The organism is Paenibacillus ottowii (genome assembly GCF_006874425.1).
In the GTDB taxonomy this organism is placed as follows: Bacteria; Bacillota; Bacilli; order Paenibacillales; family Paenibacillaceae; genus Paenibacillus; species Paenibacillus ottowii.
In genome coordinates this window covers 193,313-205,697 of the sequence record NZ_VIJZ01000006.1, presented here as the reverse complement: position 1 = coordinate 205,697, position 12,385 = coordinate 193,313, and the positions used below count along the sequence as shown (strand labels likewise).

The following is a 12,385-nucleotide window of genomic DNA, read 5'->3' as shown; positions in this document are numbered from 1 at the left end:
CCTTTCGTAAGCAAGGTTTATATTGTGTATGTTGTTCATAGCGAATTACGTTATTCAGAACTGGTGAAATTCGTCTCAGGCATCCCCTTTAAATCGCTTAAAAATTGCTGCATTGCTGAGTTTAGATATCGGCCGGATTTATAAATTACCCCTACCGGATGACTGACTTCCAACTCGGGGATATGAATCATTTTTAATGTGCCTGTACGCAGTTCAGAAGTGACTGACAGTCTGGAAATGATGGCAGCACCAAGATTGATTTCTACCATCCGTTTGACTTCCTCGCTGCTCGACAACTCGATTACGACATGGGGCACGATTTGATGCTTTTTAAAAACATCGTCCACGAATTTCCGTCCTACCGTATCGGGAGAGAGCAGAATGAGCGGAATTTCCCGAAGGGCTTCAATGGTAGCGTGTGGTTGCGAGGCCAGCGGATGCGTAGGAGATACGACAAGTTCAAAGGAATCATAATACAGAACCGAAGTGCTTAGATTGGGATTACGTTCGATCAGATAACCGATACCAACATCAATAAGTCCGTTCTCCACCTGCTGATAGATCATTGAGGAAGCCATGGATTGAATGGAGGTTTTGATGAGAGGGAACTGATCCTGAAAGTAGGAGAGCACACGCGGTAAAATTTGAATGGCGATGGATGTTGTGGTCCCCAGCGCAATGTGACCCTGTGGTGTTTCATTTAGATCGTACAATCTCTGTCTTAATTCCTCAACAACCTCCAATATGCGCTCGGCGTGTTCCAAAAATACAACTCCCCGGTCGGTCAGGGTGACGGGCTGGTTGCGGTCAATCAGAATGGTTTTGAACTCATCCTCCAGACTTTTGATTTGGGCGGACACCGCCGGCTGCGTCAAATTGAGAAGTTCTCCGGCTTTACGGAAGCTCATCGTTTTGGAAATCATGATAAGCGTTTCAAGTTGACTGATGTTCATGAAGTTCCTCCTCTCTTTTCTTTAGCTTGTCGCGGCTATATAGACTGAGTTTAGCCAATCTACTTGTTTATATGTAAAACCATCGTTATGCTTTATTTCATTAGATTATAGGTTATTCGAGCAGGAAGGGCAATGAATTGAAGCAATGCACCGTAAAGTGTGGTATATTGGGAAATAAAGACTAAAGTCCTGATATGCTTCAAAAATAACCAATCTAAATTCGGTGAGAAGCAAGGATATAGGACATTACTCACAATTTTTTGTGATTTAGCTATAAAAAATTGCCGGACTGCTGTCGATAAGTGATAGAGAGAGCATTTTATACAGATCGAGTCGTTAAACAGCATTATTTAACTAAAAAACTCAAATTTAAATGGGACTTTTGTTGTGTGTCTAAAAGCCCATCGTAAAGGGGCGCAATGATCGTGAAGGCAGAAGTGATAAATCCTTTTTTGGAGTCGGCGAGACGGGTCATTGAACAGTTGATCCAAGTATCTCCTTTACCCGGAAATCTCGGTGTGAAAAATGTCGAGCTGGTGGACGACCACATTTGGATTATGATCGGGATGACCGGACAGCTTAGCGGAAATATTGTGTTCGGCCTGAATGAACAGGTGGCGCTACGTATGGTATCAGCGATGATGGGCGGATTTGTGTTGACTGAAATTGATGAGATGGGGAAAAGCGCGATTTCGGAATTAGGGAACATGATTAGTGGCAATGCCAGTACCATTTTGTCCAGCCAAGGAATTGTCGTGGATATCACTCCTCCGCAGGTCATGAAATCAGAAAACTTGACCACTTTCGTGCCACAGCGTGCCCTTTGTATTCCGCTTAAGGTGGAAGGAATCGGTGAACTGGATATTCAGGTGATGATCTCTTAATATTGAAGGAGTAAGTTTCTTTAATGTGGAGGGATGACCATGAGTACATTGCAGGATAAGGTAATTGTGATTACAGGTGCATCCAGTGGGATTGGCGCCCTTTGCGCTCAGTTGTTGAGCGCAAAGGGCGCAATCCCTATTTTAACAGCGCGCTCGCAGGAGCGACTGAAGCAAGTATCTGCGGGAATCAGCGGCAGGCATGAGCTGATTCCACTGGACGTTACCCGCCAGGAGCAGGTAGAGGCTGTTGCTGCACGAGTATTAGGAGAGTACGGACGGGTTGATATATTGCTCAACAATGCGGGCTACGGAAAGTTTGAGTATTTTAATGAAACCGACCTGTCGGAGTTTGAGCAAATGATGGACGTGAACTATATGGGGGTTGTTCGCTGCATCAAGGCGTTTCTGCCGCAAATGACAGAGCGGAACGATGGGCAGATTGTGAATGTAGCATCAATGGCCGGGAAAATCGGAACAGCCAAATCAGCTTCTTATACGGCCACGAAGCATGCGTTGCTCGGTTTCAGCAATGCGCTCCGGCAAGAGCTGCGCGGAAGTGGAGTGACTGTAACGACGATTAACCCCGGGCCGATTGATACCCCATTCTTTGAGCTGGCAGATCCTTCGGGCGGTTATGTGCGGAATATTAGCTGGTTTATGCTGAAACCTGATAAGGTAGCACAGCATATCGTAAGAGCGATGGAGCTTCGCAAGGAGGAGGTTAATCTGCCACAGTGGGTATCTCCTTTTCTCAAGCTGTATCAGCTAGCTCCCAGACTGATCGACAGGCTGGGACATGGTGTAATGAATAAGAAATAAAAGATGTCCCGTAGCCATAAGGCATGGCGAGGGACATCTTTTATTTTTGTGATTTGGTAACAGGGCTGTTTTCGCATATAATGGAGAGTAACGAATTTACGTATAGGGGTTGGACCTTTTCATGACATTGAATTTTGAAGCGCTCGGCGTTGAACAAGATCTGCTGGACAAACTGACCGAGCATGAAATTACACAGCCTTCGCCAGTTCAGGCAGAGGCAATACCAGAAATAATGAAGGGAAAGCATGTATTAGCGCGCTCACAAACCGGCACAGGCAAAACGCTGGCTTATTTGCTACCCCTACTGCAAGCGATTGACCCACAGAAAAAGGCCACGCAAAAGCTGATACTGGCTCCAAGCCAGGAGTTGGCCATGCAAATTGTACGTGAGGGTCAGCGCTACGGAGAGCATCGTGGAATCCGTGTATTGGGTCTGATCGGTGGTGCGGCCATCAAACGGCAAATTGAAAAGCTAAAGGATCATCCGCAGCTTGTGGTGGGCACACCAGGACGTGTACGGGAACTCATCGCTTCGAAAAAGCTGAAGATGCACAATATTACAACGATTGTCATCGATGAGGTGGATCAGATGTTCCAGCTCGGCGGAGCAGGCGATGTGACCAACATACTGGGCTCCGCCCAGCGTGATCGTCAATTGGTTTTCCTGTCCGCAACGCTGAACGATGAAATCCAAGCGCTGGCAAAGCGGGAGATGCTAGATTACGTAGAAATCGGGATTGATCCTGACCAGAAGACGGCCAGTGGATTGGAACACTACTACTTTGTATCCGAAGAACGGGATAAGGTGGATATGCTGCGCCGTTTGGTACGTCATTTTAATCCGAGAAAAGCGCTGGTATTTGTGAATACGACCAATGCCATCGGAGAGATTGAAGCCAAGCTCAAGCATATGGGTCTAACTACGGCATCCTTGTACGGAGATGCGGATAAAGTCACGCGCAGCAACGTGTTGGCCCGATTCCGCGAGGACAAGCTCAAAGTGCTGGTCGCTTCCGATGTGGCAGCCCGTGGTCTGGATATTGAAGGACTTGAAATGGTCATTCATTTTGACCCGGCTACGGATAGTCAAGCCTATGTTCACCGCGCAGGGCGGACAGGGCGTATGGGGCGCAAAGGATTAGTGGTGTCGGTGGTGACCGACCGCGAAACATTCATCATGCGTAAGTTTTCTCGTGAACTGGGGATTGACATTGCAGAGCGTGCGCTTTATGGAGGTCGAGTTGTGGTGCCGCGTCCGGCGGATGCCAAGCGCGCCCCTGTAAGGCCATCTGAAACCAGATCCATGTCCGATGGAGCATTGACGGAAAAACGCAAAACACCTGTTCGGAATGATAGCGGCCGTCCAGGCAGGAATTCTGTGAACGGTTCAGCTCCAGGCAAGAGCAAAGGAGCAGCTTTATCCAAGGCAGGAAAGGCACAGCGTGAGCGTGATCGCAAAAACAAGGGTGCGCCAAGATGGCTGAAGGAAAAAGGATCAAAACCGAACAATTAAGGGAGAAGAGGGGGAGCCATGGAACAACAGCCTGTGTTGCAAATTAACGGACTGACCGGCGGATACAGCGCCAAGCGTCCGGTGCTGCATCAGATTTCGCTTGATGTGAAGCCGGGTGAAATGGTGGGACTGATCGGTCTGAACGGGGCCGGGAAAAGCACGACCATGAAGCATATTTTGGGTCTAATGACACCGCAGGCCGGAGAAATTCGCGTGCAGGGGCATAAGCAGGATGAGAATCCAGAGGCGTATCAGGGAGCTATTGCTTTTGTACCCGAAGCTCCAGAGCTGTATCCTGAAATGACAGTGATGGAGCATATGGAGTTTACGGCCAGAGCGTACGGGGTCAGCGAGGCAGATTTCCGCACGCGCAGTGATCAAATGCTGGACTTGTTCCGCATGCGGGATAAAAGTGGAAGTATGTCGATGCATCTCTCCAAAGGGATGCGCCAAAAAGTGATGATTATGTGCGCATTTTTAGCGGGACCGCCGCTGTATGTCATCGATGAGCCATTTTTGGGTTTGGACCCGCTCGGCATTCGTTCCTTGCTTGACTTTATGTTGGAGATGAAGCGTTCGGGCTCATCTATTTTGCTCAGTTCTCATATTTTGTCTACGATTGAAAATTATTGCGATCGCTTTATTGTGCTTCATCAGGGTGCCATCATCGCACAAGGTACGCTGGACGAAGTGACAGCACAAGCGGGTAAGCCGGGCATGCCGCTGGAAGATGCATTTTATGAGCTGGTACAAGGCAGGGAATGAGCATGGATTTGCAAAATTTGCATAAAGAAAGACGTGTAGCGTTCTGGGGACAGGTGCTGCCTTATCTGGGCTATGTCATTCAGAGCGGTCTGGCGGTGGTCTTCGGCTTTGCGCTGATTGCCTTTGCCGCATGGTACACGTCCTTACTGATGCATATTCCGCCGGATTTGCCCATCCGCTGGATTATGCTTATTGTAGCTATTCCAATTGCTCATACGAGCTTTCGAACGTATTTGAATGCAGCCGATATTGTCTTTCTTCGTCCGCAGGAGCACGCGATGCACCAGTATTTTAAGGCCAGCCGGATTCGGGGCGTGGTGTATAAAATATTCGGTCTGCTGCTGCTGACGATTATCTTGTGGCCGCTGTATATCCGCAGTGATGCTGCGCCTAAGCCGCTGCTACTGACCCTGCTGCTGTTCGTGCTGCTGAAGCTGTTATTCAGCTACGGTGGCTGGCAAGAGCTTCGCATGGTATCGGTTGGCGGCAGTGTAGGCTATCGTCTGCTGCGGTGGGTGCTGGCTGTGCTGATGGTAGCCGCTTGGCTATGGCAGCCTCCGCTACACAGCTTGCCATTTATCCTATTGGTCGGCGTGGTATATGTGATTGTGCTGCGTTTGCCGGTCAAACTGCTAGTGGCTTGGGAAAAACTGATCCGCACAGAGGGGATGCAGGCTGCTCGCGTGATGCGTACGTTGGGCTGGTTTGTCGATGTACCTGCCCTTACGCAGAGAGTGACGCCGCGCCACTGGCTGTCCTGGCTGGGGGGGAACATACCTTGGAACAGAAGGGGAGCGTATCGTTACCTGCTGTTTAAGACATTCCTCCGTACAGAGCCAGCAGGTATTGTCATTCGGTTAGGTATTCTGGGGCTGTTAATTATATACATCACCCATGCTAGCTGGATTGGTATTGCCGTTTATTTATTTTTTATATTCCTCATAGGTGTTCAGATTACTTCATTAAGACAGTACCACAAGGATTCGTTGTGGCTTCAGTTATATCCGATTCCTGCGCATAGTCGCCGTGCGTCTTTTCTTGACTTTGTTGTTCGGTTGACGCTGCCGGCTGCTGTAGTGCTATGGCTTCCCTTTCTAGCCAAAGGAACGGAAGATCTGCTGACTACATTGCTCACATTGGTGGGGGGAGTTCTGGTTGTGTTCCTGATTCGAGGCGCTCAAGCCAAAAAATGGCGTTTGGACGGACAAGATGAGGAAGAAGTGTGATCCAGATCTGGGTGAATAAAGAAAAGGCTAATTCGCAAAGCAGCAAAATCTGAGCTGTCTGCGAATTAGCCTTTTTTTGTGCATTTGCTGCTATGGTAGTCGTGGGTGCAGATATCGTTTGCTTAGATGAAGATTGTTTTGCTGATGATAACTAGCAAAATGAACAGTACCAAAATGGTTCCTGTGCTTGTGAATGCGCCGTAACCACCATAACCGCCTCTTGTTTCTTCTGCTCCCATGCTCATTCTCCTCTCGGTCATTGTGATAAAGGATACATCGTATCTTATGAAGTGGGTTTTTGGATTGCGTGGGCCAATGCTCAGGTGTGTTGCCGAATCGCCCTATATTTTTCATCAGATTGAGGAGATGAGAGAGGAAAAGGTACGTATTACCGAGAATAGAAGAAGTATGTAATCATTATCACTTGGAAAGTGGGAAGGACGAGATGCTGGTAGATAAGCTGCTCGTAAACATATTTCTTGTGTTTGTACCGTTACTCGTATACAGTGCTTTGTCGGATCATCGGCATAAGAAGCATACCCCGTTGCTTATGGGAGGGGTGCTGGGTGTTTCTTCAGTGCTTTGCCTTATATTTTCGTACATTTGGTACGGACTATATTGGGATCTTCGGTATGTTCCTTTGATTCTTTCAGTTTTATATTTTGGACCTACGGCAGGGCTAATGAATGTGACACTAATGATAATGGCTCGTATGTATGTAGGCCCTGAGTCTATGGTGGTGGGGCTTCCGAGCATGATGTTGTGTTATTTGGGGCCTCTCTTGGTAAGAAAAAAATTTATGCAGCTCAAAAGCATGTTGCTTCGAGTGGGCATGAATATGGTAATGAGTATCTGGATCACTGGGGTCATGCTGATTTTTCTTTTAATACATTCTTGGATCAATGGCAGACTGGATGAGGATGAGATTGAGCTGGTTCGCTCAATACTCTGGTTCGGTGTGATTCAATTCTTAAGTATTGGAGCCTCTTCTTTCTGGATGGAATTTAGTTTGGAGCGGGAAGAAATGAGAAGAAAAATTAAATATGCCGAGCATCTGAATACGTTGGGTGAACTGGCAGCCTCTATGGCTCATGAAGTACGGAATCCTTTAACGGTGGTAAAAGGGTTTCTGCAAATGGTTCAGTCCGGATTGGAAGGGAAAAATCGCAGATATGTTGCTTTGGCACTGGCAGAGGTGGATCGGGCTGAAAGAATTATTAGCGATTATTTGAATTTGTCCAGACCGCAGATTGGGAACACAGAGCGGATGGACCTTTCGGGCATGGTTGAACAGATCGTGTTGCTTTTGAAGCCAATGGCGACCAAGCAAGGCGTAAGGCTGTATACAGAGCTAAGGAATGAAATTTATATACATACAGATCGTAACCAACTGTTACAGGCGTTAATACATGTGACAAAAAATGCGATTGAAGCTGCGGAAGATGGAGGCAGGGTATACATAAAGCTGGCGATTCAGGAAGAGCAGGCATGTTTGAGTATCAGGGATACTGGAAAAGGCATGAGTCAGGAGCATCTCGAACGAGTAGGGACTTTGTTTTTTTCGACCAAAGAGGTAGGGACAGGACTGGGGACCGTCGTTTCCTTTCGAATCATTGAAGCTATGAACGGGAGCATACGCTATGAAAGTGAGCCTGGAGTCGGAACGAAGGTCGTCATTCTGCTGCCACTGGCAGAGGAATCTCTGCTCGCCGCGGAAGGATAAACTGTCTGGATGTATGGTGACTATGGTTCAAGCCGATCAAAAAGCGGTATGCCCTAGTATCCGGCATACCGCTAATTATGCTATATATTTAACCTGATACAGCTTAGGCGTTCAACAAATCTTGTGCGCCACGATACACAATGTCGTACAGGTCTTCCAGATACTCTTCTTCGATACAGGAGAACGCGACACGGAGATCGTATTCACCCAGTGCAATTGTCCCTACTCCATATTGCTCCAGCAAATGTGTGCGCAGTCGTTCAGCGGATAAGCCGTTTAGCTTGAGACACATAAAATAACCTGAATTAAAAGGATAGTAGCTCCATACATCCCCGTATTTTCCGCTATCAAGCAACGCTTTCACTTTATTAGCCCGCCCCTTCATAATTTGGAACTTTTCATTTTTCTGTTGTTCAAAATCGGGTGATTTAAGAGCATCCAGTACAAAGGTTTGAGACGGGTGAGGGCCACTCGAAATCGTTGCCCGGATAATCCCTAGTGTTTTTTGTTCCAGTGCGCTCAGTACATCCTGATGCTCCGAAGCAAAGGTAATAAATCCGACACGGAAGCCCCAAACGAATTCTTCTTTAGTAGCTCCGTCAATTTTGACTGGTAAAACTCTCGGGTGAAGTCCGGCTAGCTGACCGAATAGTGATTCATGCAGGGAGTCCTCAAAGAAGAGGCCAAAATAAGCGTCATCTGTGACAACTACGACATTGATGCCTGCTTCCGCCGCTTCCTGAATGGCAGCAACAATTTCTTTACCCTCTTCAATGCCCGGTGTGTAGCCTGTTGGGTTGTTCGGGAAGTTCAGTACAACGATCGCTTTGCCGTATTCTTTCTGCGCCAATAGCGCATCGCGTAATCCGTCACTATTAAAACGGTGATCCTCTGTGAATAACGGGAAATTCACCAAGCGTCCATGACGGCGAATACCGAAAGTCAGTTCATAGTTCTCCCAGTTTTTATCCGGATAAATGACAGCATCTCCTTCATCCGTAAACAGGTCGGCAACGATGCTCAAACCGTGGGTCAGCGCGTTCGTAACTACAGGGAGGCCGTAGCTTTTTCCAGCCAGCGAAGGATTTTCCTTTAGCATTTTTTCACGCCATACGCTACGAAGTTCAGGCTTGCCCGCAGGAGGAGCGTAAGGATATAAATCCTTGGGGCTATAAGCGGACAGCTTTTCCTGAATAACCTCCAAATGCATAGGGCCATTGCCTTCAGTAGCAATCCCGATCGTGGCATTATATTTTTTGGCAAGTTTCCCTGCTTCGGCTGATTGACTCAAAATCCCTTCCTTTGGAAAGTAAATCTCTTTACCTAAAAGAGAAAGCATTTGATATACATGCTCGTTGCCTGTCTGAATGTTTTGATTTAACTGCGCTGCCAGTGGATTCATTCCCGTTTCATCCTTCCAAGTCATTTTGATTACATATTATAGCATTACACACGGTAAGCGTCACGCACAAGCATCAGGGGCCGCAAAAGCAGATTTTTTGCTTAATCGTGGCGCTGCGCTTATATTATAAAATAACGGGATAACAGGACAACCAGAGATGAACAAAAGGAGGTGCAGATTTTGCTGGATACATCTGCGTCATCGTTTATCCTGCTGCCGGCCTTTGCCAAAATCGTGTGCGAGCCGGGCTGGAAATGGCAGGTACGCGAGAAGCCGATGCCAAACTATGATTTATTTTATGTATGGAGCGGAGAAGGAACGGTTGTATTAAATGGGGAAGCCTATCCGGTGAGCAAGGGCAGTTGCTTTCTGTTCAAGCCAGGAGACGATACCCGTGCCACACATAATCCGCAAAAGCCGCTCATACTTACTTATATTCATTTTGATCTCACCGAGCAACCCAAGCAAATTCCAGCCAGCTACCGTATGCTGGAGGAAACGTTCGAGGTGGAGCACATGCTTGCCAGATATGTCCGTCTACGTCTGGAACGTGCCTATGGAGCTGACGAGGAAGGCAGGTTGATCCTGAAGCAACTGATGATTCATCTGCTACGTGCAGACCGTAAGGAACCGCAGGAGCAACAGGCCAGTAACCAGCTGACCGAAGTCATTCGGGAAACGGCCAACTACGTGCGCCAGCATCCGGGACTTCCTCATCGAGTCGAGGATTTGGCAGCACGTGCAGGGCTGTCACCGCGTTATTTTTCGATAAAATTCAAGGAGCTGCTGGGTGTTTCCGTGCAATCTCATATTATCAGCATGCGGATTGAGCGCGCGCAGCATCTATTGCTGCATGCCGGAATGAATGTAACCGAGGTGGCAGAGGCTCTCGGGTACCGTGACATCTTTTTCTTCAGCCGCCAATTCAAGCAGTATACAGGAAAAAGTCCGTCTGAAATTCGATAAGGCTATTAACGCATGACGAATACAAAAGATAATGAAAAAGGACCCGAGCAGTTACGCTGGGGCCTTTTTCATTCTTTTGTTACAATCTGTCATTTAGGCTTTGGAATCGTGCCGAAAGCTGCCAAGACGTTGTCCCATTTTCACCACATCCCCCAGCTTCAATGCGGGGTCGGGCTCAAACGTGCCGTTTTCAGTTAGCAAAACGACGGTTGAGCCAAATTCGAAATAGGCGAGATCGTCGCCTTTTGTCCATGAGATCGCTTTTTCATCTGTATATTTGATGCTGCTCACATTCATTGCGCCAACCTTGACGACCGCGACTTCACCATATTCGTGGGCAATGTACGTAATCTGTCGTTCATTGCGGCTAAGAACTCCCCTCATATGCTGCAAGCCGAAGTCATTCACTGGATATACTTTGCCGCGCAGATGCTCCTTCTCAACCAGTGTACCGGATACCGGTGCATGAATGCGATGGTAATCTGTCGGGCTCAGATACAGCACAAAAGCATAGCCGTGTGTGTATTTCTCAAGACGCGGAGAGCGGTTAAGAAGCTCTTCCAGCGTATAGTCTTGTCCCTTGACATTCAAAAGAGTGCCGGACGTAATTGGGCCGGTAAAAGTAATCCGTGCATCCACCGGACTGGTCATCACCTCGGCGTTCGTATCAATCGGGCGCATGCCCGCTTTTAATTTGCGTGTAAAATAGGCGTTCAGGGAGCGATATTCTTTCCAATCCTGTTCCGCCTCATGCGTCTGGATCTGGTACGTACGTATAAAGGTGGGGATAAAAAGTCGGCTTGCACCGCTTTGCGCGAAGGAGCCCACAATCCGGCACACCCACTTGCGCGATGATAGCTCCGTCATAAGCCGCAGCCACTGTTTTGCCATTACAGATCCCCCTTGTTCATATCCGAGCCGTCTTGGCCGGAACCTGTCCGGCCGCTCTGAACTATATTGACACAGAATGTGACGTAAATCAATACAGGGGACGGCCTGGTGAACGTTCGGTGCCTGACGAAGATAGTCGTTCGAGAAGCCAGCGAGCGTAAGCCATCGGCTGAGCGTACGTTTCTTTCCAGACATTAATCATCCCTGCCTGGCTGAAGCCATAGCGCTGATCACGACCATTGCATTCGATAAAAACAATCTTGCCTTCATGCGTAATGCCCAGATCCAGTCCGACATCGGCGAGATGGGGCAGGTGTTGTGCCAATCGATGGACGATTTGCAAGGAGAGTCTTTCTAGCTCATTCATGAGCCGGGCTATGTTTGAGTTTTGAACTGTCTCTGTTCGTGATAACACCTCGGGTAGGGAACGTGCCGTACCGCCCTGGGCTACATTGGAGACAAAAGTGTGGGATGGTGCAATTTTTGCAAACATGCCTGTCACCCCCCAAATTCCGCCATATCCGCGCTGAACCGTCACACGGATATCGAATGGACGATTGTCGTACAGAGCAAGCGGAATGGTTTGTTGTACGATATGAGGCACATGCATCAGTCGCTTATGCAGAAATAAAGGGAGTTCTCCGACTTTTAACCGCAGGGTGGACCAACGTTCAGGTATCGTTGGATGAGCGCATTGCAATGTCCAGCTTCCGCTGGAATGATTCAGCCGCATAATTCCTCTACCCACGCTGCCGCTGCTAGGTTTAATTACAACATCCCCCGTCTGCTCCATCAAGGTACGGATGGAGGACAGGTTGCCCTGTAATGTTTTGGGGAGGTGGGGATGCAGCAGAGGGTCTTCCTGTAGAATTGCATGTATATGGTCTTTGCGAAAACGATTTTGTTCATTGAAAATATAAAATCCCTTGTGTACCAGCTTGTTGATGTCGCGGGCATTTTCATTTTGCCGATAGAGAGTCCGATTGTGGATGACTGGCGGCAACGGAAGAGTCATCTGCCGATACTCGTTGCCGTTTTTAACAAAAGCCCGGCATGTTCCGGTCGATATATGAATATCTTCCAGACGAAGAAAGCAGGGGATTAACTCGTGACTTAATCCGGCCTCTTCGTAATTGGCGATGGATTCATATCGCGTCTTCATGACGGGAATGCCCCGATAAGTTGCCGGGTTGAGCATGACGCCGACATGCAACATGAGTATGTCCGCCCTCCTTATCGTCAT

12 protein-coding genes are annotated in these 12,385 nt (G+C 48.0%); 7 read left to right on the top strand and 5 right to left on the bottom strand.

Annotated elements, in window-relative coordinates; translation table 11 throughout:
- Positions 1-50 precede the first annotated feature (50 nt).
- Positions 51-953, bottom strand: coding sequence for a LysR family transcriptional regulator (locus FKV70_RS15775; RefSeq protein WP_016820048.1), 903 nt, complete (start codon positions 951-953; stop codon positions 51-53).
- Between the two features lie 425 nt (positions 954-1,378).
- On the opposite strand from FKV70_RS15775, the gene FKV70_RS15770 reads away from it, so the two are divergent.
- The 5 genes from FKV70_RS15770 (at position 1,379) to FKV70_RS15750 (ending at position 6,160) form a co-directional block, all read left to right on the top strand.
- A complete protein-coding gene (locus tag FKV70_RS15770) occupies positions 1,379-1,837 on the top strand; it encodes a chemotaxis protein CheX (protein WP_063209700.1) in 459 nt (152 codons plus the stop codon).
- A gap of 39 nt (positions 1,838-1,876) precedes the next feature.
- Positions 1,877-2,656 (top strand): SDR family NAD(P)-dependent oxidoreductase, encoded by a 780-nt coding sequence (locus FKV70_RS15765; protein WP_142613439.1) that lies wholly within the window; start codon positions 1,877-1,879, stop codon positions 2,654-2,656.
- Positions 2,657-2,777: 121 nt separating this feature from the next.
- Positions 2,778-4,169 carry a DEAD/DEAH box helicase gene (locus FKV70_RS15760; protein ID WP_142613438.1) on the top strand — a complete coding sequence of 464 codons (1,392 nt, stop codon included), beginning with the start codon at positions 2,778-2,780 and terminating at the stop codon, positions 4,167-4,169.
- Between the two features lie 18 nt (positions 4,170-4,187).
- The gene (locus tag FKV70_RS15755; RefSeq protein ID WP_013372855.1) at positions 4,188-4,934 is read left to right on the top strand and encodes an ABC transporter ATP-binding protein; all 747 of its coding nucleotides are present in this window, start codon (positions 4,188-4,190) and stop codon (positions 4,932-4,934) included.
- Positions 4,935-4,936: 2 nt separating this feature from the next.
- Positions 4,937-6,160, top strand: coding sequence for an ABC transporter permease (locus tag FKV70_RS15750; RefSeq protein ID WP_142613437.1), 1,224 nt, complete (start codon positions 4,937-4,939; stop codon positions 6,158-6,160).
- Between the two features lie 122 nt (positions 6,161-6,282).
- Here the strand turns inward: FKV70_RS15750 and FKV70_RS26260 are convergent, their stop codons facing one another.
- Positions 6,283-6,399, bottom strand: a complete 117-nt coding sequence (locus tag FKV70_RS26260; protein WP_023990126.1) for a hypothetical protein — start codon at positions 6,397-6,399, stop codon at positions 6,283-6,285.
- Positions 6,400-6,605: 206 nt separating this feature from the next.
- Here FKV70_RS26260 and FKV70_RS15745 point away from each other — a divergent pair, with 206 nt between their 5' ends.
- Positions 6,606-7,883 carry an ATP-binding protein gene (locus tag FKV70_RS15745; RefSeq protein WP_142613436.1) on the top strand — a complete coding sequence of 426 codons (1,278 nt, stop codon included), beginning with the start codon at positions 6,606-6,608 and terminating at the stop codon, positions 7,881-7,883.
- A gap of 103 nt (positions 7,884-7,986) precedes the next feature.
- On the opposite strand, the gene FKV70_RS15740 is transcribed toward FKV70_RS15745, so the two are convergent.
- Positions 7,987-9,285 carry an aminotransferase class I/II-fold pyridoxal phosphate-dependent enzyme gene (locus tag FKV70_RS15740; protein WP_142613435.1) on the bottom strand — a complete coding sequence of 433 codons (1,299 nt, stop codon included), beginning with the start codon at positions 9,283-9,285 and terminating at the stop codon, positions 7,987-7,989.
- Positions 9,286-9,465: 180 nt separating this feature from the next.
- Between FKV70_RS15740 and FKV70_RS15735 the strand changes: the two genes are divergently transcribed.
- The gene (locus FKV70_RS15735; RefSeq protein ID WP_016820055.1) at positions 9,466-10,251 is read left to right on the top strand and encodes a helix-turn-helix domain-containing protein; all 786 of its coding nucleotides are present in this window, start codon (positions 9,466-9,468) and stop codon (positions 10,249-10,251) included.
- A 93-nt stretch (positions 10,252-10,344) separates the two neighbouring features.
- On the opposite strand, the gene asd is transcribed toward FKV70_RS15735, so the two are convergent.
- Positions 10,345-11,142, bottom strand: a complete 798-nt coding sequence (asd, locus tag FKV70_RS15730) for an archaetidylserine decarboxylase (protein ID WP_063209459.1) — start codon at positions 11,140-11,142, stop codon at positions 10,345-10,347.
- Positions 11,143-11,230: 88 nt separating this feature from the next.
- Positions 11,231-12,358 carry a YheC/YheD family endospore coat-associated protein gene (locus tag FKV70_RS15725; RefSeq protein WP_142613434.1) on the bottom strand — a complete coding sequence of 376 codons (1,128 nt, stop codon included), beginning with the start codon at positions 12,356-12,358 and terminating at the stop codon, positions 11,231-11,233.
- Positions 12,359-12,385: the final 27 nt, after the last annotated feature.

Excerpts from the sequence above, each read along its gene's own strand:
- FKV70_RS15775 (WP_016820048.1), bottom strand. The coding sequence starts at position 953 with ATGAACATCAGTCAACTTGAAACGCTTATCATGATTTCCAAAACGATG.
- FKV70_RS15725 (WP_142613434.1), bottom strand. The coding sequence starts at position 12,358 with ATGTTGCATGTCGGCGTCATGCTCAACCCGGCAACTTATCGGGGCATT.
- FKV70_RS15755 (WP_013372855.1), top strand. The coding sequence starts at position 4,188 with ATGGAACAACAGCCTGTGTTGCAAATTAACGGACTGACCGGCGGATAC.
- FKV70_RS15740 (WP_142613435.1), bottom strand. The coding sequence starts at position 9,285 with ATGAATCCACTGGCAGCGCAGTTAAATCAAAACATTCAGACAGGCAAC.
- FKV70_RS15760 (WP_142613438.1), top strand. The coding sequence starts at position 2,778 with ATGACATTGAATTTTGAAGCGCTCGGCGTTGAACAAGATCTGCTGGAC.
- FKV70_RS26260 (WP_023990126.1), bottom strand. The coding sequence starts at position 6,399 with ATGGGAGCAGAAGAAACAAGAGGCGGTTATGGTGGTTACGGCGCATTC.
- FKV70_RS15765 (WP_142613439.1), top strand. The coding sequence starts at position 1,877 with ATGAGTACATTGCAGGATAAGGTAATTGTGATTACAGGTGCATCCAGT.
- FKV70_RS15750 (WP_142613437.1), top strand. The coding sequence starts at position 4,937 with ATGGATTTGCAAAATTTGCATAAAGAAAGACGTGTAGCGTTCTGGGGA.
- FKV70_RS15745 (WP_142613436.1), top strand. The coding sequence starts at position 6,606 with ATGCTGGTAGATAAGCTGCTCGTAAACATATTTCTTGTGTTTGTACCG.
- asd (WP_063209459.1), bottom strand. The coding sequence starts at position 11,142 with ATGGCAAAACAGTGGCTGCGGCTTATGACGGAGCTATCATCGCGCAAG.